The organism is Phyllobacterium trifolii, assembly GCF_014192095.1.
GTDB classification, from domain to species: Bacteria; Pseudomonadota; Alphaproteobacteria; order Rhizobiales; family Rhizobiaceae; genus Phyllobacterium; species Phyllobacterium trifolii.
The window spans coordinates 383,082-408,059 of the sequence record NZ_JACHXN010000003.1 but is presented as its reverse complement, the minus strand read 5'-3'; the positions used below and the strand labels follow the sequence as shown (position 1 = coordinate 408,059).

General features: G+C 56.9%; 20 protein-coding genes. 12 read left to right on the top strand and 8 right to left on the bottom strand.

Annotation, left to right across the window (positions count from 1 at the left end; translation table 11 throughout):
• The 3 genes from FHS21_RS07045 to FHS21_RS07035 form a co-directional block, all read left to right on the top strand.
• Positions 1–401 (top strand): GFA family protein (locus FHS21_RS07045; protein WP_183661477.1); only part of this gene is annotated, 401 nt, incomplete at its 5' end.
• 627 nt (positions 402–1,028) lie between these two features.
• A complete protein-coding gene (locus FHS21_RS07040; protein ID WP_162701864.1) occupies positions 1,029–1,193 on the top strand; it encodes a hypothetical protein in 165 nt (54 codons plus the stop codon).
• A 315-nt stretch (positions 1,194–1,508) separates the two neighbouring features.
• Entirely contained in the window at positions 1,509–3,017 is a 1,509-nt protein-coding gene (locus FHS21_RS07035; RefSeq protein ID WP_112528091.1) for an AMP nucleosidase, read from the top strand.
• A 3-nt stretch (positions 3,018–3,020) separates the two neighbouring features.
• Here the strand turns inward: FHS21_RS07035 and FHS21_RS07030 are convergent, their stop codons facing one another.
• Positions 3,021–3,788 carry a VOC family protein gene (locus tag FHS21_RS07030; RefSeq protein WP_112527607.1) on the bottom strand — a complete coding sequence of 256 codons (768 nt, stop codon included), beginning with the start codon at positions 3,786–3,788 and terminating at the stop codon, positions 3,021–3,023.
• 90 nt (positions 3,789–3,878) lie between these two features.
• Between FHS21_RS07030 and FHS21_RS07025 the strand changes: the two genes are divergently transcribed.
• Entirely contained in the window at positions 3,879–4,325 is a 447-nt protein-coding gene (locus FHS21_RS07025) for a MarR family winged helix-turn-helix transcriptional regulator (protein ID WP_112527605.1), read from the top strand.
• Between the two features lie 2 nt (positions 4,326–4,327).
• On the opposite strand, the gene FHS21_RS07020 is transcribed toward FHS21_RS07025, so the two are convergent.
• Entirely contained in the window at positions 4,328–4,684 is a 357-nt protein-coding gene (locus tag FHS21_RS07020) for a VOC family protein (protein WP_112527603.1), read from the bottom strand.
• A gap of 493 nt (positions 4,685–5,177) precedes the next feature.
• Between FHS21_RS07020 and FHS21_RS07015 the strand changes: the two genes are divergently transcribed.
• On the top strand, positions 5,178–6,185 hold the full coding sequence (locus FHS21_RS07015; protein ID WP_183661475.1) for an endonuclease/exonuclease/phosphatase family protein: 1,008 nt from the start codon (positions 5,178–5,180) through the stop codon (positions 6,183–6,185).
• Here FHS21_RS07015 and FHS21_RS07010 read toward each other — a convergent pair.
• On the bottom strand, positions 6,173–7,840 hold the full coding sequence (locus FHS21_RS07010) for an electron transfer flavoprotein-ubiquinone oxidoreductase (protein WP_183661473.1): 1,668 nt from the start codon (positions 7,838–7,840) through the stop codon (positions 6,173–6,175). The two genes, FHS21_RS07015 and FHS21_RS07010, sit on opposite strands and share 13 nt — an antisense overlap.
• 257 nt (positions 7,841–8,097) lie before the next feature.
• Here FHS21_RS07010 and FHS21_RS07005 point away from each other — a divergent pair, with 257 nt between their 5' ends.
• The 3 genes from FHS21_RS07005 to FHS21_RS06995 all read left to right on the top strand — a co-directional run bounded on the left by FHS21_RS07005 (position 8,098) and on the right by FHS21_RS06995 (position 10,929).
• Positions 8,098–8,709, top strand: a complete 612-nt coding sequence (locus FHS21_RS07005) for a hypothetical protein (RefSeq protein ID WP_246410874.1) — start codon at positions 8,098–8,100, stop codon at positions 8,707–8,709.
• 51 nt (positions 8,710–8,760) lie between these two features.
• Entirely contained in the window at positions 8,761–9,588 is an 828-nt protein-coding gene (locus tag FHS21_RS07000) for a uracil-DNA glycosylase (protein ID WP_183661471.1), read from the top strand.
• Between the two features lie 93 nt (positions 9,589–9,681).
• Complete coding sequence (locus FHS21_RS06995) at positions 9,682–10,929, top strand: MFS transporter (protein ID WP_112527595.1); 1,248 nt, start codon at positions 9,682–9,684, stop codon at positions 10,927–10,929.
• A 3-nt stretch (positions 10,930–10,932) separates the two neighbouring features.
• Here the strand turns inward: FHS21_RS06995 and FHS21_RS06990 are convergent, their stop codons facing one another.
• A complete protein-coding gene (locus FHS21_RS06990; RefSeq protein WP_112527593.1) occupies positions 10,933–11,847 on the bottom strand; it encodes a DMT family transporter in 915 nt (304 codons plus the stop codon).
• A 263-nt stretch (positions 11,848–12,110) separates the two neighbouring features.
• On the opposite strand from FHS21_RS06990, the gene pepN reads away from it, so the two are divergent.
• From pepN to FHS21_RS06970, 4 genes are all read left to right on the top strand, one after another.
• Positions 12,111–14,756, top strand: a complete 2,646-nt coding sequence (gene pepN / locus FHS21_RS06985) for an aminopeptidase N (protein ID WP_183661469.1) — start codon at positions 12,111–12,113, stop codon at positions 14,754–14,756.
• A gap of 252 nt (positions 14,757–15,008) precedes the next feature.
• Positions 15,009–17,330 carry a PAS domain-containing sensor histidine kinase gene (locus FHS21_RS06980; protein WP_112527589.1) on the top strand — a complete coding sequence of 774 codons (2,322 nt, stop codon included), beginning with the start codon at positions 15,009–15,011 and terminating at the stop codon, positions 17,328–17,330.
• Between the two features lie 83 nt (positions 17,331–17,413).
• Complete coding sequence (locus tag FHS21_RS06975) at positions 17,414–17,887, top strand: hypothetical protein (RefSeq protein ID WP_183661467.1); 474 nt, start codon at positions 17,414–17,416, stop codon at positions 17,885–17,887.
• On the top strand, positions 17,884–18,159 hold the full coding sequence (locus tag FHS21_RS06970) for a cupin domain-containing protein (RefSeq protein ID WP_183661465.1): 276 nt from the start codon (positions 17,884–17,886) through the stop codon (positions 18,157–18,159). Before FHS21_RS06975 ends, FHS21_RS06970 begins: the two co-directional genes overlap by 4 nt.
• Before the next feature lie 5 nt (positions 18,160–18,164).
• Here FHS21_RS06970 and FHS21_RS06965 read toward each other — a convergent pair whose 3' ends face one another.
• From FHS21_RS06965 to FHS21_RS06950, 4 genes are all read right to left on the bottom strand, one after another.
• On the bottom strand, positions 18,165–21,140 hold the full coding sequence (locus tag FHS21_RS06965; RefSeq protein WP_183661463.1) for a bifunctional [glutamine synthetase] adenylyltransferase/[glutamine synthetase]-adenylyl-L-tyrosine phosphorylase: 2,976 nt from the start codon (positions 21,138–21,140) through the stop codon (positions 18,165–18,167).
• Positions 21,137–22,537 carry a sensor histidine kinase gene (locus FHS21_RS06960; protein ID WP_112527583.1) on the bottom strand — a complete coding sequence of 467 codons (1,401 nt, stop codon included), beginning with the start codon at positions 22,535–22,537 and terminating at the stop codon, positions 21,137–21,139. The genes FHS21_RS06965 and FHS21_RS06960 overlap by 4 nt, the downstream gene beginning before the upstream one ends.
• Positions 22,534–23,223, bottom strand: coding sequence for a response regulator transcription factor (locus tag FHS21_RS06955; protein ID WP_183661461.1), 690 nt, complete (start codon positions 23,221–23,223; stop codon positions 22,534–22,536). Before FHS21_RS06955 ends, FHS21_RS06960 begins: the two co-directional genes overlap by 4 nt.
• A 155-nt stretch (positions 23,224–23,378) precedes the next feature.
• On the bottom strand, positions 23,379–24,920 hold the full coding sequence (locus tag FHS21_RS06950; protein WP_183661459.1) for a Do family serine endopeptidase: 1,542 nt from the start codon (positions 24,918–24,920) through the stop codon (positions 23,379–23,381).
• Positions 24,921–24,978 lie beyond the last annotated feature (58 nt).

Genomic DNA, 24,978 nt, shown 5'->3' with positions numbered 1-24,978 from the left:
TTCATTTTGCCGCCTTCTCTACTTCGTGGGTTAACGCACCACAACATTGGCACATTGCGATGCCGTCAGGGGAGGGCGGCAACCATCCCATCTCGTTTTGCGCAAAAACTCGCTTTTGGAAGGCATTTGTTGACGAAAATGCCCTTCGGGTAACCTCCGGCTCAAATTATTTGACTGAATACCAGTTTGGCAGCGGAACCATCGTCCATTTCTTCTGCCGGACGTGTGGCGTTAAACCCTTCGGTCGTGGTGAAACAGCGGATATGGGTGTGTTCTACGCGATAAACATCGCCTGCCTGGACGATTTGATGCCTGACGAGCTGTTGAACGCTCCCGTTGAGTACCAGGATGGAAGGCACGATCATTGGGAGCGTCAACCTGCAGAAATTCGCCATTTATAAAAAAATCGCGCAATACCAGTTACGTCATGGGTTGCCCCATTTTCTTAAAATTCAATCGATTTAGACTAAGGTATAATTGCGGAAATTCGCGATATCTCTTATCAATCAGCTTTCAGCGTGTAGTTGTTTCGAAATGCCGAATATTGAAGTTCTTTTATCTTGTATTGTTGAGTCATCGTCGTTTGTGTGCATCCTCCCTGCATATAAAGCCTGAGTGAAATTCTGGGAGGCCAAGAATAGAAAAAGTATTGTCTATTTTATTCGTTGGTACGTCGCCTGCCTGGATTGAACAATGCAAGACCAAGACGCCTGGACAGATCCTTCGCTGGTCACGGGCAAAAAGACAGGCAGTCATGGTTGTCCCTCCATGGCTGCCTTTTTCTTTCAAGGTTTTGAAGAGTTGAGCAAAGATTTCCTGCCTCTCGTCGCCGTCCGAACAAGAGCCTTTCTTGCTTGGATAGAGGGCCCGCGCCTCGATTAATTCGCGAGCGGCCCCTACGAACTGAGAAATCACACTTCCGGTTGAACGCGCGATGAACGAACGCATCAGCTTTCGTTCAGACCGGTTGGGCCATTGTCTCGAAATCAACAATGCCAAGGCGCATCGGGACAGGGAGTAAGGGGATCATGATACAATTCACCGCAAATTTATCGCTGCTTTTTCTGCGTGCGCTAATTTTCTCTGCCATTCTCGTCGGTCCTGTCGTGGCTTTTGCCGCAAGCTATGAAGGGCGAAACCCATCAAATGGCGGCATAGGGCTTGTTCTCCTCGTCAGTCTGCAGAGAGTTTAGAGCGGTTTGCAATCATATTGAATCATCCTGCCGGAGGGAATTTGGTTCAAGGTCGAGGGGTTTGGCGAGGCCGATGCCTTTCCATCGGACAAAGCCAAAACCCGAAGGATTTGGAGCAAATTCACCCGGCCCTTCGGGTTTCCGGCTGGCGGCCAACCACTTTGTCAGGCGGCGTCGGACGATGGAAACACATCGACCTCACCACCTTCCGCGTGGATTGTCTCGCCATCCGAGAAACAGGATCGATCCAATATGATTGCAAACCGCTCTAAGACACCGCTTTTCAAGTGTCATGCTATGTCACTATATTGGGGCATGGACAAAAGAATCGGAACCAAGAAGCCCACCGCCATCAGCATGCCCAGCCATGTCGAAGCGAAAGAATTCATTGACGCCAAGGCAGCCGTCCAGGCGCTCAGCGTGCTGTATGAACGCAATACAAAGTTTCTACGTGATGCCTTCGATAGAGTTGCGCGAGGCGAAGAACGCGACACCATGCATTTCCGCGCTTTCTATCCGGAAGTGCGTCTTTCAACATCAAGCTATGCGCAGATCGATTCCCGCCTGGCGTTCGGCCATGTGTCGGCACCCGGTCAATATACGGCGACCATCACGCGGCCGGATCTGTTCGACAACTATCTCGAGGAGCAGATAAGGCTGTTGATCCGCAACCATGGCGGTCCCGTGACGGTACAGGAATCCACGACGCCGATTCCCATTCACTTCGCCTTCCTTGAGGGCACCCACGTGGAATCATCCGTAGCGGATGCATTCACCCGTCCGCTTCGCGATCTCTTCGACGTACCGGATCTCGCAGCGACGGATGATCGCATTGTCAACGGCGAATATGAAACGGACGACCTCGACAGTATCATGCCTCTGTCGCCGTTTACCGCGCAACGCGTCGATTATTCCTTGCACCGGCTCTCGCACTACACGGCGACGCGACCGGTGCATTTTCAGAACTACGTGCTGTTCACCAACTACCAGTTCTACATTGACGAATTTTGCGCATTGGCGCGCGGACTGATGGCGGAAGGCGGCGGCAGTTATGAACGCTTCATCGAGCCGGGTAACCTGATCACCGAAGCTGGCAATGATGCACCGACGTCGGGCGTGCCGATCGGCCGGCTGCCGCAGATGCCTGCCTATCATCTCGTGCGCGGCAATGGGTCCGGAATTACGATGGTCAATATCGGTGTAGGCCCTTCTAACGCCAAGACGATTACCGATCATATCGCCGTGTTAAGGCCGCACGCCTGGCTAATGCTTGGCCACTGCGCCGGGCTGCGCAATACGCAAGCGCTTGGCGACTATGTATTGGCTCATGCCTACGTGCGCGAAGATCACGTGCTGGATGACGATTTGCCGGTTTGGGTGCCTATCCCTGCACTTGCCGAAGTGCAGGTCGCACTTGAACAAGCAGTTGCGGAAATCACCGGGCTCGAAGGGTATGATCTGAAGCGCATCATGCGTACCGGTACCGTGGCAACGATCGACAACCGCAATTGGGAGCTGCGCGACCAGCGTGGCCCCGTTAAACGGCTGTCGCAATCGCGCGCGATCGCGCTCGACATGGAATCGGCGACAATTGCAGCGAATGGTTTCCGCTTTCGTGTGCCATACGGAACGCTGCTATGCGTCTCGGACAAACCGCTACACGGCGAGTTGAAGCTCCCCGGCATGGCAACCGAGTTCTATAAACGTCAGGTGGCGCAGCATTTGCAAATCGGCATTCGTGCTTTGGAGAAGCTGGCCGAGATGCCCCCCGAGAAACTGCACTCCAGAAAGTTGCGCAGTTTTTACGAGATGGCGTTTCAATAGAACTTATTTGCGAGGTCCAAGAAGGGCGAAAGACACGCCTTGCGGGTCGAGCGCCTGCAAAACCCACTGCTCGCCGGGAACTTCCATCGGCCCGAAGACAACCTTGCCGCCCTTGTCCTTGATCCTCGATTCAGCGGCGTTAATATCGTCCACGCAGATATAATAACACCAGGCTGGACGGGTTGACGGCTCAGGATTGTTCATCATGGCGCCAAACATTTGGCCGTCGCGCTCCACGATCTGGTATGTGCCCATGCCGCCCATGTCCATGGCTTCGCCCTTGGTCCAGCCAAATAAGCCGGAATAGAATTCAAAGGCACTCTTCCAGTTGCTGGTGTTCAATTCGTGCCAGCCAACGGTACCCGGTGCAGGGGGCTTAGGATTGTCACCGCGATCTTGCATCGAGGGCTTGAACAGAGTGAACGGCGCGCCCTGCGGATCAGCAGCGATCGCGAACCTGCCGACTTCCGGTATATCCTGCGGTTCAACCGTTATCTTGCCTCCCGCATCCCTTACGCGGGCGGCAAACTGATCGACGTCATCGACCGCAATATAGCCGGACCACATTGACTCGACGCCGGTATTGCAACCTTCCGGCGTTGTCATCATACCGGCAACCGGGGCCTCACCGACTTTCAGCAACGTGTATTTCATTTGCGGATGGCCAGCGTCTTGAGCACTCCAACCGACGACATTGCTGTAGAAGCGCTCGGCAGCTTCTGCATCGCTGGTCATCAGTTCGTACCAAACAAAATTACCGGAATTGGACATGATAGCTCCTCCTTCTCATGATCGACCGGATTGTACAGATGGCTTGTGATTGAATATTGACAATTATGTTGATATCAACATATATAGGCCATGTCAAAGCCGATTTCAGTTCCTTACGAAACAACGATCCATGTTCGCGATACGTGCCTGTGTCTTGCTGTGCAACGCGCGGCGCGCGCCCTCGCCCGGCGCTTTGATGAAGCGTTGCGGCCATATGATCTCACCAACGGACAGTTTTCGCTATTGATGTCGCTGAACCGGCCGACGCCGCCCAACCTGAGCTCCGTCGCCTCATTGCTCGCGATGGATCGAACCACACTTACCGCGGCCCTCAAGCCGCTGGAGCGCCGTGGCCTGGTGAGGGTCGTGGTCGATCCTGCTGACAAACGCGGCCGCCTCATGGCACTGACGCCGGATGGTATGCACCTGCTTTCGGAAGTCGTGCCGATATGGAAGAAGTCACATGGCAAACTTGAAGAACTGCTCACAGATGGCGAGCATGATCGACTTTTAAATGGCTTGAAGAAGCTCCTGTGATCTCAATCGACAGCATGCGTCAAGATGTTGACCAGTCGTCCGGTTGGGTCGCGGACGTAGAAACGCCGGACGCCCCAGGGCTCATCTGCGATATCATATGCGATCTCATAGCCGGCTGTTCTCGCTCGCTCATAGACCATATCGACATCGTCCACTTCGATCGAAATGTCGGGCACAGGAGTGCCTGACCCTCCTTCGCTGGCGATGCTGATCTGCGGCCTTGCCGGAATGTCGGATGCAAATGTCAGTATCCATCCATGATCCATGACGACTTTCAGTTGCAGCAAGTTTTCGTAGAATTCACGAACGCTGCCGGGATCAGGGCATGCGAAATTTGGAACGATGCGTTTTACGATCACGGGACACCCTCCTCAAGGTTGAGTCTCGTCCGAGATCTCACACTAATCATCTCTGTCATGCGCCTAAAGTCCAAAACGCCGCTGCTTGGAAATAATGGGAAAGCTGCTATATTCCATTTTGGAGTGAGGAGCGGATTTTCACCCGCCCCTCGTTTTGCTGACTAGTTGAATTGAACCCGGATGCTGAGTGACCAGCTTATCCGGGTTCTCTTCATTGTCAGTGTGACGCTAAACGGTAAAAACCGCATAGTTCACCTCCAAGTTTCAAAGGCAAGGCTTTGCCGGAGTCGGAGTAGCCAATCTTCCCCGATGTACCGGTTCACTCAATACGTGCCGCTTCTGCCTAGAGAACCCTCCACACATGGCTGGAATTGTCGCAGACCACAACGAATGCAGGGTTGCATAAGAGGCCGGTTAACGGTGCTGCGGGTTGTCCCTAGATCACTAGCGCTGCCATCTTGATTGCGTCGCAATTGCCGGTTTAATGCGGAGCATGACGACAGAGAACAAGCTATCGTGGATAAGACTTGCCGCAGTATTGATACCGGTGATGTTTTCGGTACCGCTGGTACTGGGATTTTTCGGTGCGGCCCATCCGCTGTTCGATTCCTTTGCGCATTTCCGCATGCATCTTGCAGTGCTGATGGCCATATCGGCCATCCCAGCCCTTATTCTTGGACTGTGGCGAGAAGGTTTGATGGCAATGGTGTTGGCACTGACCGCACTTGGTTCAGTGCTTGTTCCCTCCCCTGCACCTTCCGCAGAGGCTGAAACAGCCCAGCCGGAATACAAACTGATGCAACTGAACCTGCGCTATGACAATCGTCACCAGGCTGATGTCCTTCGCTTGATCGCGCAAGAAGCCCCCGATGTCATCACTTTGCAGGAAGTATCCACTGCGTGGCGCCCAAAACTGAAAGCGATCGAAGCACGCTATCCCTATAATCTTTACTGCCCTAACCGCAGCCACATTGGCGGCGTTGCAATTCTCTCCCGCCGCCCGTTCGCCCTCGGAACCACGCCACAATGTGTCGACAGTCTGATCGGTCTCGCACGCGTTGATTTCGGGGGACGCAGCGCCATTGTTACCGCCATCCACCTCGACTGGCCTTGGCCCTATGGCCAAGCCAGCAACGTTGCGACGATCGAGCCCTACCTCGAGCGGCTGCAAGGTCCAATGATCATTGCCGGCGATTTCAACGCGACATCCTGGAGCCAGACGCTGAAAACCATCACCGAAGCGAGCAAGACATTGTCAGCCGAAGGCTTACGCCCGAGTTGGCTCGTCAACGGCACATTGGCGCATGCGGCGCGCTGGGTTGGCCTGCCGATCGATCACATCCTCGTTTCGGACCGAATTATCCAAACGCGAGTCGAAACACTACAGCCTGTCGGCTCGGATCATTTGCCGCTCCTGCTTCGCTTTACGATCAGCGGCGTTGATGACAATGGCGGTCCAGATCAACAAACAGTACTGAGGCAAGGCAATTACATATTCTGATAGACCGGTCCTTCGCCGCCCTGTGGTGGCACCCAGTTGATGTTCTGATTGGGGTCCTTGATATCGCATGTCTTGCAGTGCACGCAGTTCTGCGCGTTGATCACGAACTTCGGCCCGGTTGCCTCCTCGACCCACTCATAGACACCGGCCGGGCAGTAACGTGCCGACGGTCCCGCGTAGACTTCGAGTTCAGAGCTTTTCTGCAGGTCCATATCTTTGACAATCAGGTGAACCGGCTCGTTTTCCTCATGGTTGGTATTCGACAGGAACACCGAGGACAGGCGGTCGAAGGTCAGGACGCCATCGGGCTTTGGATAGGCGATTGGAGTGTATTTGCTCGCAGGTTCGAGCGAGGCCGCGTCGGACTTGCCATGTTTCCACGTGCCGAAGGGCGACCAGCCGCCAAAGATCGTGTTGAGCCACATATCGAGACCGCCGAGCATGACACCGCCGATTGTGCCGAGCTTCGACCACATGGGCTTGACGTTACGCACACGCTTCAAATCCTTGCCGATCTCACTTGAGCGCCAAGCGTTCTCGTAAGCAATAAGCTCGTCATTGGCACGCCCGGCGGCGATCGCTTCCGCCACATGTTCGGCGGCCAGCATGCCGGAGAGCATGGCATTGTGCGAACCCTTGATGCGCGGCACGTTGACGAAGCCAGCCGAGCAGCCGAGCAGTGCTCCTCCGGGGAAGGACAGTTTCGGCACCGACTGCCAACCGCCTTCAGTGATCGCGCGTGCACCATAGCCCAGGCGCTTGCCGCCTTCGAAGAGGCCCCGGATGGACGGATGGGTCTTGAAGCGCTGGAACTCCTCGAATGGCGAAAGGTAGGGATTCTTGTAGTTGAGGTGCATGACGAAGCCGACGGCGACCGTGTTGTCCTCAAGGTGGTAGAGGAATGACCCGCCGCCCGTCTTCATGTCCAGCGGCCATCCGAACGAATGCTGCACCAGGCCCAGCTTGTGCTTTGCCGGATCAACCTGCCACAATTCCTTCAATCCGATACCGAATTTCGCCGGCTCCTTACCTTCATCGAGCTTGAATTTGTTGATCAATTGCTTGGCGAGCGAACCGCGCGCGCCTTCCGCGATCAGGACATATTTGCCAAGGAGAGCCATACCCCGCGTGTAGGCTGGTCCGGGACTGCCATCCTTCTCGATGCCCATGTCACCGGTGGCAACACCGACAACAGCGCCGTTGTCGTCGTAAAGCACTTCCGAGCCGGCAAAGCCGGGGTAGATTTCTACGCCCAGTTCTTCCGCCTTGGTGCCAAGCCAGCGGCAGACATTGCCCAGCGAGACAATGAAATTGCCATGATTGTTCATCAAAGGCGGCATAGCGAAATTCGGGAGACGCACCGAGCCGGAATGTCCGAGAACCAGAAAATGATCGGCCGTAACCGGCGTCTTGAAGGGATGCCCTTCTTCGTCGCGCCAGCCCGGCAGGAGCTTGTCGACGCCGATCGGGTCGACCACGGCGCCCGAAAGGATGTGCGCACCGACTTCGCCGCCCTTTTCCAGAATTACAACCGACAATTCCGGATTGATCTGCTTAAGCTTGATCGCTGCGGATAGACCAGCCGGCCCTCCTCCAACTATGACGACATCAAACTCCATGCTCTCGCGCTCTGGAAGTTCGGTTACCTCGCTCATGCAATCCTCCTAAGAATCATTCCCGTAAGCACTTTTGTGCAGTATTTTCCCGATTTGTAGCGCAACAATAGCCATATGACATAGACAGTCATGCATTCCAGATGCGGCCAATTGCCCCCATTTCACGACGGTTGGCGGAATCTAAATTACTTTAACGTAAACGTCAATATTTTGCACTTTCACAGATTGTTTGCACGGGATGCGGTTTCAGTCATAATTCAGCTTATTGTCTCGCATGCCAACCGATGGGAGACCTGATGAAACGATACCGCACGGACTGGATGCTGCGTGGCATGATGGCCATCTGCATGCTTTTCGTCGGTTACGTTTCGAGAGGATCGGCACAAGAAGATCCGCGGCTTTGGACTGCGGGGCCTTACTCATTTTCCGATGAGCTTGGCGGCTTCATCATTCGGTCCATCAGTGGCACAGGAACGATGCAGGATCCAATCATCCTTACGGAAGAATTCCCCTCGGTAACGCCAACCACACTCATCATTCGCACCGAAAAAGTAGCGCAACTTAACCCGAGCGAGGATGCCGGGATTCTATTCTATCTGCGCGTCCGGGCCACCAACAGCAGCGGTCATCCCTGGGTCGAGTTCGAGTTTGAACTGCAGGAACAGCTTAACGTGCCAAGCGATTATGGCGATGGTCTTTCCTTCTACCAGCCAGGTGACAAGAGGGGCATGATCAAATCGACCGGTTACGGCACTTTCAGCGACGACTTCGAGCCCTATGATCGTATGGTGTTCCGGGATGGCAAGATCGATCCCGGTTTTGGTGCGAGCTTTGATTTTCCTATTGCTGACTTCACACCCAAACGCGTGTTTTATCTGGTGCAGGAGCCACGCATTCCTTCCTCCTGACCTTGCAATTGTGCCGGCAATTTGCGACTTCAGAGACAAAAGGATTATCGCTTGACCAATTTGCGCGAACTGCTGCATTTCTATGCCGAGGCCGGCGTCGATACGCCGCTCGAAGATGCGCCGGTCGACCGCTTCTCCCAAGTCGAGACAAAGCGTGTTGCGGCTTCGCCCGCGCAGGCCGTTCGACCTTCCCAGCAGCAGCGACCTGAACAACCGGCAGCTAGCCAACCGGCTCCATCCATCCTCAGCAAGACCTCAGTCCCCGACGATGCCAAAATCGCGATGGCGCGGCAGATGGCTTCAAGTGCTGCTACGCTGGAGGAACTGCGCGAGCAGCTCGCCGCATTCGACGGCTGCAACTTGAAATTCACTGCCAAGAACCTCGTGTTCGCCGACGGCAATCCTGCGGCTCCGATCATGTTCGTGGGTGAAGCACCGGGCCGTGAGGAAGACCTCGAAGGTGTTCCTTTCATCGGCCGTTCGGGGGAACTGCTCGATCGCATGTTTGCGGCCATCGGCCTTGACCGGACCAGCGTCTATATCGCCAATACCATTCCATGGCGTCCACCTGGCAACCGCACGCCAACGCCGCTTGAAACGGAGATTTGCCGCCCATTCTTCGAGCGCCAGATTGAGCTCGCCAATCCAAGGCTGCTCGTCGCGCTCGGTGGCCCGGCCGCCAAAGCGCTTACCAATGCGACGGAAGGTATCTTGCGCCTGCGCGGAAACTGGAAAGCCCATTTGACCACATCCGGCATCCAGATTCCGGTAATGCCGACACTGCATCCTGCTTATCTTCTGCGAAATCCTGCCCAAAAGCGCTTCGCCTGGCGCGATTTCGTCAGCGTCAAAATGCGGTTGCGTGCGCTGACCGATTAGATTGGCGCAAAACTGGAATGCCGGTGTCGTAATCTTTCGCTTGTATGAGCACTGAAACCTGTAGTTTCGGGCATTGAAACGCAGGATACATATATGTTTCGCCAGCTCTTGCCGATCGCGGCGTTATTGACCAGCACCTTTCTGATGCTGACGGCAGGGGGCCTGGCGGGAATCCTGCTCCCCTTGCGCGCGGGCATGGAAGGCTGGTCGCCAACGACCGTCGGCTGGCTTGGAACCGGCTACGCGCTGGCATTCACCGGCGGCTGCATCATCGTTCCGCGCCTCGTGCGCCGCGTTGGCCATGTGCGGGTCTTTGCCGTGCTGCTCACGCTCCTCAGCATGTCGATGCTGATGCACGGTCTGATCATCGATCCCTGGGCCTGGACGCTGTTTCGGGCGCTGGCCGGTTTTTCATTGGCCGGCAGTTACATGGTGATCGAAAGCTGGCTGAACGAGCGCGTCACCAATTCGACACGCGGCATGGTGTTTTCGATCTACATGATTGTTTCCATGCTCGGACTTCTCGTTGGCCAATATATTCTGCCGTTCGGCGATCCGGCGACACAGGCTTTGTTCATGATCGGGGCGTTGATCTATGCTGGCGCCCTGGTGCCGACAGGCCTTTCAAATGCACAGTCTCCACGTCCTCTGACGCAGGTATCGCTGGACCTTCCCGGGCTCTACCGGAAGTCACCCGCCGCGTTGATTGGATCGCTGCTGGCGGGGATCATCGCCGGCGCCTGGAACTTTCTTGCGGCTATCTATGGCCGCGAAATCGGCCTGTCGACTTTCGGCATTGCGACGATGATCGCGAGTTCGATGATCGGTGGAGCGATCTTCCAGTACCCGATCGGCCGTGTCTCGGACTTCGTCGACAGGCGCTACGTAATGGTCGTCGCCGGGATCGGCGGTGTTGCGATATCGCTGACGATGATTATGGTTCAGCCCACTACGCCGTGGGTGGTCTATACATTGATGTTTGTTTTCGGGACGGTGCTGTTTCCGATCTATTCGCTCAACGTGGCGCATGCCAACGACTTCGCCGAACCCAGTGAGTTCGTCAAGATTTCCAGCGGACTGCTCATTGTTTACGGCGTTGGCAGCATGATCGGCCCGCAGATCGCCGGGCGGTTGATGGATCTGAATGGCCCTTCGGGTTTCTTTGTCACGATGGCAATCAGCTATGCGGCCTATGGTTCCTATGCGTTCTGGCGCAGCCTTCGCCGTGCGTCGCAAGCTCCCTCAGAGCGTCCCGATTTCGCCATTCGCCCGCATGACCGGCCGCATACTCCGGAAACATTCCAGCTACACCCCCTGAGCGAGGCGGCGCAGGAAGAATAGTGGTCATCCCTGCGGTGTAGAGACCTTGCGGGCGCGAGCCCGGGCGAGCCCAAGCCGATGCTCACGGTATATGATGAAGATGCCGGCGCTGATGACGATTGCTGCTCCGGTAATCATCTCCGCTGTCGGGATGTCACCGAACAGCAGATAGCCGAGGGCGAGCCCCAGCAACATGGACGTATATTCGAATGGAGCAATCGCCGACATGTCGGCATGTCGATAGCTCTCCGTGAGAAGAATTTGCGCGACACCGCCGGCTATCCCGGCGAAGATCAGACAGGTCGCCTGAAAGGCAGTCGGCCAGACCCAGCCAAACGGAAGGCTGACCAGCGCAATGACGCTTGAGGCGATGGAGAAGTAAACGACGATAGTCGGCGTGCGCTCCGTTTGAACCAGCTTGCGCACGAGCAGCATGGCAATGGCGGCGAGTCCTGCACCGCCCAGTGTCGCCAACGCGCCGACAGCCTGATCCGCGCCGAACTCGGTTTCCCCGGTAAAGAACGACATGCGCGGCCAAAGGATGATGACGACGCCGACGAGACCAAAGCACACTGCCGACCAGCGATAGAGCCGCACCGTTTCGCGCAGGAAAATTGCACTGCATACGACCGTCAGCAGCGGCGTCGCGTAACTGATTGCGATGGACTCAGGCAAAGGAAGCTTGGTCAGACCATAAAAGCTGAGGCTCATGGCGCTAACGCCGACGAAGCCGCGCCAAAAATGGCTGAAGGGCTCGCTCGTCTTGAATGCCACAGCCATCTGTCCCTGCCACGCGATGAAGGCAATGACCGGAAAAATCGCAAAGAAGGAGCGGAAGAACACCAGTTGGCCCGCCGGAATACCGTCAGATGCTTTCAAGAGGCTCGACATGCAGACGAATACGCAGACCGAAGCGACCTTGAGGCCAATTCCCAGCATGACATTGGTGCTGCGCGCACGATCTGCGACAAGTGGTTCACCATCTCGCGGGTGAACGATAGTGGACACGGTTTTACATCCTGGAAGAAAGAGTGGTCGGCGGCGGTATGGAATTGTAAACTGATATATCTTTAGGATGGTTTAAGCGGCCACACCAGTGGGCAATCATTCACGTTGCGTTTGTGAACCAAACAAATCGGCATTTGTTGTGCCCCACAAGAAAGATCGATAGGGTCCCCGCCATCAATAAGGACAGTTAGACCATGCGTACCGATACCGGCCAGGTTTTTCATCTGGAAGATTACAAGCCCACCGATTTTCTCATTCCCGAAACCCACCTCGATTTCAGTCTCCATCCCGAGCGCACAGTCGTCAAATCCACACTGCAGATCGAGCGCAGGGAGGGTGTTGCATCGGACGCTCCTCTCATTCTGGACGGCGACGACCTCAAGCTGGTTGATATCCGCCTCGACGGCGCCGTTCTCGGCGACAATGCGTACATAGCAACGCCGGATCGTCTCGAAATTCGCGGCTTGCCGGAAAATGGCGCCTTCACGCTCGAAATAACCACGGAGATCAACCCGACGACCAATCGGCAGTTGACCGGCCTTTATCGGTCGAGCGACGTTTATTGCACCCAGTGCGAGGCAGAAGGTTTTCGCCGCATCACCTATTTTCTCGACCGGCCGGACATGCTCTCCGTCTACACGGTCCGCATCGAAGCCGACAGCAGCGAAGCACCATTGCTACTGTCGAATGGCAATCCCAAAGATAAGGGCAAACTTACCAACGGCCGGCATTTTGCCGTCTGGCACGATCCGCATCCGAAGCCAGCCTATCTGTTCGCGCTTGTTGCCGGCGATCTTGGAGTGATCACCGATACCTTCACAACCGCTTCCGGGCGTCACGTCGATCTCGGCATCTATGTCGAGCATGGCAAGGAGCGCCGCGCGCTTTATGCCATGGATGCGCTGAAGCGTTCGATGAAATGGGACGAGGATGTCTTCGGCCGTGAATATGATCTCGACGCTTTCAATGTCGTCGCGGTGTCCGATTTCAACATGGGCGCCATGGAAAACAAGGGGCTCAACGTCTTTAACGACAAGTACGTGCTAGCCGACCCAGACACCGCGACCGATACGGATTATGCCGGGATCGAAGCGGTGATCGCCCACGAATATTTCCACAATTGGACAGGAAACAGAATCACTTGCCGCGACTGGTTCCAGCTTTGCCTGAAGGAGGGGCTGACCGTCTACCGCGACCATGAGTTTTCCGCCGACATGCGTTCGCGCGCCGTCAAACGCATCGCCGAGGTGAAGGGCCTCAAGGCGCATCAGTTCCCGGAAGATGCCGGGCCCCTCGCCCACCCGGTGCGTCCGCGCCAGTTCCGCGAGATCAACAATTTCTACACCTCGACCGTCTACGAAAAAGGTTCCGAGGTGGTCCGTATGATCCGTACCATTCTCGGGCCGGAACTCTTCCGCAAGGGCATGGACCTCTATTTCGAGCGCCATGATGGCGATGCCGCGACCATCGAGGATTTCATCAAGGTCTTCGAGGATGCGTCGGGCGAAGATCTCAGCCAGTTTGCGCTCTGGTACGACCAGGCCGGAACTCCCAATCTCGCCATCACCTACGACTATGATCAGGCAACCAAAACCTTCGAGATCGAGATCGAGCAGTCGCTGAAGCCAACACCGGGCCAGACTTCGAAAAAGCCGATGCACATCCCCGTGCAGTTTGCGCTGCTCGGTGCAAAAGGTCGTGAGCTCAGGCCGCGCTCAGCCAAGGGTGGTCTGGTCAAGGACGACGTCATCCATCTGCGCAAGCGAAAGGAGCGCTTCAGCTTTTCCGGTATCCTGGAACGCCCAGTCCCTTCACTGCTGCGCGGCTTTTCGGCACCGGTGACGCTTACCAGCGAATTGACCCGAACCGACCTCGCCTTCCTCGCCCGCAACGACGGCGATGAGGTGACGCGCTGGCAAGCCCTTACCCAACTGCTCAACGCCAAGCTGACGAGCAATGCCAAACGCGTCCGCGGCGGCAAGCCGGCGACAATCGAGAACTCGTCGATCAAGCTCCTCGGCGAGATCGCCTTTAACGTAACGCTGGATGAGGCGTTTCGGGCGCTGTGCCTTAGCATCCCGTCCGAAAGCGACATTGCGCGTGAACTTGGCGCGAATATCGACCCGGATGCTATTCTTGGCAGCCGTGATGCATTGATCAGCGCCGTGGCCGAAGCACATGCGGGGAAGTTCGCGCAAACTTATAGCGAGCTCGCGCAGGAGGGCTCGTTCAAGCCGGACGCGGCCGGAGCGGGCCGCAGAGCGCTGCGCAACGTGCTGCTCGATTATCTGAGTGTCGCCGAGGGTAGTTCAAAGCGGGCCGCGACGCAGTTCAAAAACGCCGACAATATGACAGATCGGGCGGCTGCGCTCGGTGTGCTCGTCCAGCGCTTTGGCGACAGCGATGCGACAAACCATGCGCTGCAGGCCTTCGAGGCGCGTTTCGGCAATGATCCGCTCGTCATGGACAAATGGTTCGTGGTGCAGGCGATGCAGCCGGGAAATGGGGCGCTGGACAAGGTGCGCGAGTTGATGACTCACCAGCTGTTTTCGCTCGACAATCCCAATCGCACCCGGGCTTTGATCGGCGCATTTTCCAGCGGTAATCAGACGGGCTTCAATCGCGCCGACGGCGCCGGCTACAAGTTCTTCGCCGAGACAATCCTGACCATCGACAAAAAGAACCCGCAGCTTGCCGCACGGCTTCTGACGGCGATGCGCTCGTGGCGATCGTTCGAACCAGTGCGACGTGAACATGCACGTGAATCACTGGCGACCATCGCTAGAGAGACGGGACTTTCGGCCGACGTGCGGGACATTGTCGAGCGGACGCTGGCCTAGAGAGGGCGTCTGCGGGTTATCCACTGCCCTGTTTATTCATCGTCCTCGGGCATCGCCCGAGGGTATCTTGAGTCATTTCAAGGAGTTATGACTCGTCGTCTGATTATAGTTTTGGCCCGCCATAAGTATTGATAAATATTTAACAAAGGGACTAGACACGCAGAATCAGTTTTGATTCACTACAGGTGCTTCGGATGTGCGGCGTGCCGAAGCAAATCACTGATTACAAAGGTAAAATGAGGGGGCCAGTCGATGGCAAATGCGGACGCGTATCGCGCGCCGACGGGGAAGAATTATGCCAAAAGCCGGAGCGATGCGCGGGGGCGCAACCGGCTTTCGGGTCACATAAAACTTCTCGCCGATCCCGCCTATGGCAAGCTGCTTGCCGCCGAACCCTATCTGCGTCGCGCAATCCCACCCCTCATCATCATCTTCCTGCTCGCACTTGCGCTCGCGCGCTCCATGTCACTTCTCAGTTGGCGTGACGACACGGAGCGCACAGCCCGCGCAGCCTTGTCCATGGCAGCAACCCATGTGGCGAGCGTTATCGACAATCGCATGAATGGCGGCCAAAAACTGAGCGCGGGTGACCTGCAGAACATCATCGGCGAAATCCGCGCCAACGATCTGATCCCATCGGGCATGTGGTTCGCAATCGCGAATGATGAAGCGAACATCGTGGTCTCATCCGATGGCGGTGACTATTGGCGCAACAAGAATCTCGAGCGTTTCGTCACCGAAGGGCAACCGCTTTTCCTCTTTGGAGACCGGGCCGGCGCAATGCCCGTAAAAGTTGAAGGCACGCCTGCCCTCGCCGCGTTCAGCCGTTCGGGCAACGGCGCCTATTCAGTCTTTGTCATGCACCCTGTCGAGGCCGTCTTCGCCGACTGGCGTCGTGTCGTCTCGATCAACGTCACGATGTTCGCCGGCACGGCAACGATTATGCTTATCGTTCTTTATGCCTATTTCAGCCAGGCGGCTCGCGCACAGGATGCGGACGAGCTTTACCAGCACACGCAAGCACGGGTGGACACGGCACTGGCGCGCGGCCGCTGCGGGCTGTGGGACTGGGACATGGCGCGCGGGCGCGTCTACTGGTCGCGATCAATGTATGAGATGCTCGGCTACGAGGCTTACGACGCCATTCTCTCGCTCGGCGATATATCGTCGATCATCCATCCAGACGACGACAAGCTGTACAGCCTTGCGGCGCAGGTGGCAGCCGGCGAAATAAGCCAGATGGACCGCGTCTTCCGCATGCGCCATGCGGAAGGTCATTGGGTATGGATGCGGGTGCGAGCGCAGGTTGCAGATGCAAATGTCGGGGATCTGCATCTCGTCGGCGTCGCCGTCGATGTCAGTGAACAGCACCGTTTCGTTCAGGCGACAGCACAGGCCGATCAGCGCATCCGTGAAGCGATCGAAAGCATCTCGGAGACCTTCGTTCTGTGGGATGCCGATAACCGCCTGGTCATGTCGAACAGCAAGTTCAACGAATATTCAGGGCTCGCCAATGAGTGCCTGCTGCCAGGCATCGGTCGCGAGGAGCTCGAGCCACGGATCCGCGCTGTCGCCCTGGAAAAGCGAATGGCCAATGAACACGGTCGCAATGGCGCGCTGACGTTCGAGCGGCAGCTGGCCGATGGCAGATGGCTACAGGTCAACGAGCGCCGCACGCAGGATGGGGGCCTCGTGTCTGTCGGTACCGATATCACCCAGTTGAAAGTGCATGAAGAACGATTGGTGGATAGCGAGCGCCGCTTGATGGCGACAATTCACGATCTGAGCCTTGCGCGCAAATCCGAGATCGAACGTACGCTGGAGCTTACGGAACTCAACAGCAAATATGCTGTCGAGAAGGAGCGTGCAGAAGCGGCAAACCGGGCAAAGTCCGAATTCCTCGCCAACATGTCACACGAATTGCGCACGCCGCTCAATGCCATTATCGGCTTCTCGGAAATCATGCATTCCGGAACATTCGGCGCGCTCGGCTCCGACCGTTATGTGGAATACGTCCACGACATCCATACCAGCGGCAACTACCTTTTGAACGTCATCAACGACATACTTGACATGTCAAAGATCGAGGCCGGGCATTTCTCGCTGGATCGCGAGGAGATCGATCTTTGCCCGCTCATCCGCGAGACCGTGCGCGTCGTGTCGCTGCAGGCACAGGAAAAGGACGTTAAGGTCGATACCAGGATCGCGGAAAGCGTTACACTCAATGCCGACCGCCGTGCCATAAAACAGATATTGATCAATCTATTGTCGAATGCCGTGAAATTCACCGATACGGGCGGGCGTATTTCCGTTCGCGCGCGAAAAGTATCGGGTGCGCTTGTCTTCACTATCGAGGATACCGGCTGCGGTATTCCCAAAGAAGCGCTGAAGAAAATCGGCCAACCCTTTGAACAGGTTGAAAATCAATTCACAAAATCCCACGCTGGTTCAGGATTGGGCCTCGCCATTTCTCGTTCGTTGACCCAACTACATGGTGGAGCATTGAAGATACGTTCCACCGAGGGTGTCGGTACAATCGTTTCGGTGCGCATTCCGGAAAGAACAGACGGGTAACCCCCGTAACTAATACTTTAGAATTAGTTGCTAGCTAGTCCTAATGAGCGTATTCTCAATCGAAATATTGAGGGAGGTGTGCCATGCCGAAGAAGTTCGCATGTATGCTTTTCTTGACGTGCGCTGTTGCCCTCCCTCCACCTATGCCGGTTGGGGCACAACAAGCAGCGCCAAGCGAAGTCATAGAAGGTGTTTGCGACGTTCCAACAGCCATTAAAGAGAATTGGGATGTCTGGTATGAAATCACTGCCGTCAAGGGAAACGGGCTGTTTCCCATCCATGTGCACGATGGCATTGAATGTGTGACGACGATCAAGGGCACCGGATTTTGGTGGACCGCCGATAAAGGCGGTACCACAACGAAGGTTCCGACGCAGCAGACCTTCTTGATACCTGACCTTACGGTTCACACCGGAGGAAATATGGATCAAGGCGAAATGCATTATCTGTCTACACACATAATGCGAGCGGGTGCACCTTTCCGCGACATTTGCACTGCGCTCGGCGCACCGACAAGCATGATCGTTAATGTCATTCGTCAAATCCGTTCAAGGTGATTTTTCGTAATCAGAAACCCATCGACGGTCCGTACAAGGTCAAGCAGAGTATCAAAACACTGCCCACGGGAGCCAGTGATACGGTTCGCGGCAACGAGCCCATTTACGTCGCTGCCGTCGATGGCGCACTTGTCTTGAAGTCGGGCAGCGATACACGAACGCTGCAAGTCGGCGAAGGATTTCTGGTTGCCGCCGGTACAACCGTCATAGTGGGTAATACGGCCGAGGGCAAAGCTCGATTGGCCATACTTGAAGTAACGCCCGCAAGCTGACGTTATTAGGTGGAGCGTGCGCGCTGTATGCGGTTTGCTGCAAGCAGAGCATCGAATGTCTTCCGCACCGATTGTGCGGTCTCCGCCAGCTGGCTTTCGACACGTTCCATATCGGGCAGATCACAGGCGCGGCAGAGCAATTCAGACAGTCCGGGCGGGAAATCCTCGCGCTTGACGTCGCCGTTCAGGCACAGGCGAATGATCTGGGTGATGCCCGTATAAAGATGAGCCGCTTCGACGAGGTTGTCGGTCACGGCTGGATCGGCGAAGTCCGGCTTCAACTTCTCAAGGACCTCTGCCGTGGGTTGCGCATTCGCTGGCCCGTCGACATTCCCCGTCAGCACGGCAAACTGGGCAATGAATTCAATATCGATGATACCGCCGGCAACGAGCTTCAAATCCCACGCATCGCTCGGCGGCTTCTCTGCCTCGATCATCGCGCGCATATCCACGACATCCTTGGCGATCTTTGCCGGATCGCGAGACATGGCCAGGATATCGCTGACGTCCTCTTCAATTTCGGCGAACAACGTCTCATCGCCGGCAACCGGCCGGGCGCGGGTCAACGCCATATGCTCCCAGGTCCATGCATCATTTAGCTGGTATTTGCGAAAGGCGTCGATGTGAGTGGCGACCGGACCCTTGTTGCCGGATGGGCGCAGGCGGAAGTCGACCTCGTAAAGCACGCCTTCCGACGTTGGCGCGGACAATGCCGCAATCAGTCGCTGGGTAAGACGCATATAGTACTGCGAGGGCGCGAGCCCCTTCTCCCCATCCGACTCCTCGGCATGCTCATCGTGGTCATAGAGCAGGATGAGATCGACATCAGACCCCGCGGTCAGTTCCCGGCTGCCAAGCTTCCCCATGCCAAGAATGGCAATGCGCCCGCCACTGATCGTGCCATGTTTGCTGGCAAATTCGTCCATGACGGCCTTGAGGGCTCTGTCGATGACAAGATCGGCCAGATGCGAGAAGGCTTTGCCGGCCCGTCCACCGCTAATCGCGCCTGTCAACAGCCGGATACCGATGAGAAAGCGATGCTCGGCCGCAAAGATACGCAGGCGATCAAGAATGTCTTCGTAAACTTTGCAGGGGCCGAGAAAGCTCTCCAGCCGTTCGGCCAAGTAGGCGCGCGTCGGTACATCGGCGAAGATTGCGGGATCGAGCATGCCGTCAAAAATATGCGGCTTGCGGGTGATGATGTCGGCGAGCCGCGGGGCAGCGCCCATGATCAGCACCAACAGGTCGAGCAGGCGTGGATTGGATTGCAGCAGGCTGAACAGCTGGATGCCCGCCGGCAGGCCCTTGATCATCCCGTCGAAACGCATCAGCGCCTCGTCGGCGCGGCTGGTCGCGCCGAAGGCCTTCAGCAGCACCGGCGTCAACTCGGTCAGACGCTCGCGTGCCTCTGCCGATTGTGTCGCGCGGTAGCGCCCGAAATGCCAGGTGCGGATCACCCGGCAGATATCGCTCGGCCGCTCGAAGCCGAATTTCTCCAGCGTCTTCAATGTATCAGGATCATCGACGTCCCCGGTAAACACCAGATTGCCCGCCTCGGCCGTCAGGTCCTGTGCCTGTTCGAACAGCGCGGCGTAGTGGGTTTCGACAGTCTTAAGGGCCGCTCGAAAATCCTCGGCGAAGGTCTCGCCATCCTTGTAACCCATCATGTGGGCGACACGCAGAAAGTTCTCGTCGTCGTCCGGCAGCATGTGCGTCTGCTCGTCGGCGATCATCTGGATGCGGTGCTCGACATCACGCAGAAAACCGTATTTCTCCGCCAGCGTGTCGCGCGCCTCCTCGCTGATCCAGCCGAGGCCATGCAGCGCGCCAAGCATATCGACAGTGCTGGAACCGCGCAGTTGCGGGAAGCGGCCACCGGCGATCAATTGCTGCGTCTGTACGAAGAACTCGATCTCGCGAATGCCGCCGCGTCCGAGTTTCACATTGTGACCGCGCACGGCAATCTCGCCATGACCCTTGTGCGCATGGATCTGCCGCTTGATCGAATGGACGTCGGCAATCGCTGCATAGTCGAGATATTTGCGCCAGACGTACGGCGCAAGCTCTGCCACGAATCGCTTTCCCGCATCGATGTCGCCTGCTACCGGCCGGGCCTTTATCATGGCGGCGCGTTCCCAGTTCTGGCCGCGACCTTCATAATAGTTGAGCGCGGCAACAACGGGGATGGCGAGCGGTGTTGAACCCGGATCGGGCCGCAGCCGCAGATCGGTGCGAAAGACATAGCCGTCGGCGGTGCGGTCCTGCATGATGCGCACCAGACGCCGCGTCAGCCGTGAAAAGGTCTCGACACATTCGTACGGATCAGTGATCGCCGGGCTCTGTTCGTCGATGAAGACGATCAGGTCGATATCCGAAGAATAATTCAACTCGAATGCGCCAAATTTCCCCATCGCGAGAATGATCCAGCCTGAACCGTTCGCCGGATGGGTCGGGTCGAGCAGGCTGAGCTTGCCCGCCTCATGGGCATCGCGCAGCAGGAGGCGCACCGCCGCGCCAAGACATTCTTCGGCAAGTCGGGAGAGCCACAGCGTCGTCTCCGAGGTCGTAAACTGGCCGGACAAGTCGCCCAATGCGATGAGCACATGGCCTTTGAGCTTTGCTTGCCGAAGCGCAGTCATCAGGCCGGCTTCGGTGACATCGTCGCCCTCGCTCGTCGCCGCAATTTCCAGCATCAGCGCTTCTAGGCGCTTGGACAGCGGCATCTCGAACAGTGGTTCGATGATTTGGGGGCGACGTAAGAGAATGGCGCGCAGATAGGGGGAGAGGTCGAGGACTGCTGCAACAAAGGCAGCGGCAGGCTTGCTGGCTGTCAATGTACCGACGCCGGCACATTCCTTTTCCGAGGCGCGCGCGAGGAGGTCGCGGAGCAAAGCTTTGGCATTCTGCGTATCCAATGGTTCCAGATCACGCAAGGTCTGCGCAAAGAAAGGTGCGTCAGCGCCCGCCGCTCCGGAACTCATGCATTCTCCTCTCCCACCGGAAAAACGAGGACAGCCCGCAGCCCCGGCGCATTGTCAGTCAACTCCAATGTGCCACCGTGCAATTTCATGACGGCCTTGGCAAGACTGAGACCCAATCCGGACCCCGGTTGCGAACGGCTTTCCTCCAGACGCACAAAGCGTTCGGTCGCTCGGGCCACCTGATCTGCGGGAATTCCTGGACCGTTATCGGCGACAGTAACCCTGACCTTGTCATCGTGCTTTTCCACTGACAGCGTTACTTCAACCGGATTATCGCTGACGCTCGCATATTTGATGGCGTTGTCGACGAGATTGGAAATGGTCTGGCCGATCAGCTCGCGGTTCGCATTGACAAGCGTTTCGTCGATCGGTCCTAGCGCAAGCTTGACGCCCGCTTCCTCAGCCGAAGGCTCGTATAACTCGAAAACGTCTTCGACAATTGTCGATAGTGCAATCCGCTCCATCGTCTCGGTCGAATAGCCGGATTCGAGGCGCGAAATCATCAGAATGGCATTGAACGTACGGATCAGCTGATCGGAGTCGCTGATCATGCCTTCCATGGCGGCGCGATAAGCCTTCGTCGTCTTGGCGCTGGAAAGCGCAGATTCAGCGCGATTGTGCATACGCGTCAGCGGCGTCTTCAGATCATGGGCGATGTTGTCCGAAACGTGCCTGACGCCTTCGTTCAATTCCTGAATGCGCGCCAGCATCCCGTTGAGATTTTCCGACAGGCGGTCGAACTCATCTCCGGATCCGCTCACGGGAAGCCGCCCGGCCAGATCGCCGCCCATAATGCGCTGCGAAGCGACCGATACTTCGTCAATACGCTGTAGCGCACGCCGCCCGACGAAGAACCATATCAAGAATGCACCGACACCCATGATGCCGAGCGCGGCCATGAGCGCGCGGCGTACGACGAGCCGGACCTGTTCCGGCTCGCCCAGATCTCGGCCCACCATGACCCTGATGCCATTTGGCATGACAATGACCCTGGCAATGGCCGTATGGACCTGCGGATCGCTACCCTCATTGTAGCGCTCATAGGTGATGGGTCGCTCTATCCAGCCCTCTGTCTGCAAAACGCCGACCTCGATGCTCTGGACATTACCGGCAACTATGCGCCCTGCGGGGTCCGTTACGAGATAGAGGTAAGCGCCCGGCTGACGTCCGCGCCGATCGATCGTTCGCACGAGGCCCACAATGCCGCCCCGTTGATAGACCTGACCGATACTCTCGATTTCTTCATTGATGGCCGTCTCCGTCTGTGTCGTCAGAAGCCGGACGGAAGAACTGGTGATATAGAATACCAGCACGAGCGCGCAGATCGTGAATAGTATGAGATACAGCGCTGACAGCCGCACGGCTGTCATTTTCATCATTGCACGAAAACGGCTCATGCATTGGTACCGGCAGCCGCCTTCAGCATATAGCCGGCTCCACGCACCGTGTGCAGAAGGGGCGTTTCGAAGCCCTTTTCGATCTTGCCCCGCAAGCGCGAGACATGCACATCGATAACGTTGGTCTGCGGATCGAAGTGATAATCCCAGACATGCTCCAGTAGCATTGTTCGAGTGACGACCTGTCCGGAATGGCGCATCAGATATTCGAGCAGACGGAATTCGCGCGGCTGGAGGATAATGACCTGACCGGCCCGCTTGGCGGTGTGCGACAGGCGGTCGAGTTCGAGATCGCCAACGCGATAGACCGTTTCCGCCTCTTTTGGGCTCGATCGCCTTTGCAGGACTTCGATGCGAGCCAAGAGCTCGGAGAAGGCGTAAGGCTTGGTAAGGTAATCGTCGCCGCCAGCCCTGAGGCCGGTGACACGATCATCGACTTGACCGAGAGCAGAGAGGATCAGCGCCGGCGTATCATTGCCTTGGGCGCGCAGAGCTGCGACCACGGATAGACCATCGCGGCGCGGCAGCATGCGGTCAACGACCAGGGCATCGTAAGTTCCCTGCTCCGCCAGTGCATAGCCGGTTTCGCCATCGCCAGCGATATCGGCCGAATGCCCCGCTTCGGCGAAAGCCTTCTCCAGGTAACGGGCCGCTTCGCGGTCATCTTCGATCACAAGAATCTTCATGGCAGTACATTAAGCCGGTTTTGGTGAATGAGTGAAGTATCGCACATCGCAGAAAGAAAAGCGGGCGGCAGATTATCGAAGGATCTGCCGCCCTTTTGTGCTTTGGCGCTAGCGGGGGTGGATGCAGCGCCGCCGCAACCCTTATCTCGTGTGGATCAACCCTGGTTGATAGGCAGAGCCACAAACCGCGACTGGTCGTTGGTCTGCACCTGGAGAAGAACGGCTTTACGCCCGGTCTTCGATGCATCTGCAATCGCCGTTTCAATTTCCGCACCGGTCTTCACCGGCTTGTTGTTGACCGAGACAATGATATCGCCTGTCGTGATACCCTTGTCGGCAGCATCGCCCTGGCGGTCGATATCCGTCACCACAACGCCCTTGCCATCATCGGATGGCATGACAGTCAGGCCGTAATCGTCGAGCGCCGAAGGTTTTGCCTGTTCTTCCTGCTGCGGAGCAGCATTGGCCTGCTGGTCGTCCTGCGGATAAGGCTTGATCGCAACATTGATCGACTTCGCCTCGCCCTTGCGCCAGACGGTGAGCTCGGCATCCTTGCCGGCAGCGATTGCCGCAATCTTCTTGGCAAGATCACGCGGATCAGAGACCTTGTCACCATTAACTGCGGTGATCACATCGCCAGCGGCGACACCGGCTTTGGCTGCAGGACCATCGGCCTGAGGCTCGGCAACAAGTGCGCCTTTTTCTTCAGAAAGGCCAAGCGATTCAGCAATTTCCTTGCTGACTGGCTGGATCTGAACACCAATCCAGCCACGCGAAACCGTGCCGGTCTTGATCAGCTGATCGACAACATTCTTGGCGGTCGTCGCCGGGATGGCAAACGCAATACCAACACTGCCACCCGAGGGCGAGAAGATCGCCGTATTGATGCCGACAACTTCACCGTTCAGGTTGAAGGCTGGACCGCCGGAATTGCCGCGGTTGACAGCAGCGTCGATCTGCAGGAAGTCATCATAAGGACCTGCACCGATGTCGCGGCCGCGGGCCGAGACGATACCAGCCGTCACAGTGCCGCCAAGGCCGAACGGATTACCAACAGCCACGACCCACTGTCCGACGCGGACCTGGTTGTCGTCACCGAAGTTTACATAGGTGAATTTGCGTTTGTCATCGACCTTGAGCACCGCGAGATCCGTGCGCTTGTCCTTGCCGATCAGCTTGGCATCAAGCTCGGTGCCGTCATTGAGGACGACGGTATATGCCGAACCATCTTCAACCACGTGATTGTTGGTGACGAGATAGCCGTCTTCAGAGATGAAGAAGCCGGAACCCTGTGCGGTCGGACGAATGCGGTCCGGGCGGTTTTGGTCGCGTTGCGACTTACGCTGTTCCATACCGCGCTTTCCCTGCTGACCCTGCTGGCCCTGGCCAAACTCAAAGAAGAAACGCTTCATGGGATTGTCATCGGGAAGCTGATCCATCCCGGGAAAGCCCGTGCCGTCATCGGCGGTATCATGGACCGCGCTCTTGACGCGAACGCTGACGACAGCGGGGCTGACCTTTTCGACAACATCGGCGAAGCCGGGCTGCTGGGGAGCATCTACACGCACGGCCTCAGCCTGCGCCGGGACAATGGCGCTGAGCGGTCCGGTCGCCAGAAGCCCCCCGACGAGAGCCGAGGACAACAGGGCGGCGGCAATGCCCGCGCGGTAAACAGAGGACTTACGAATGTTCGGCATGAATGTATCTCCTTGGACATCTGATCGATCTTGGATCGTCTTGTAATACCAGTGATAC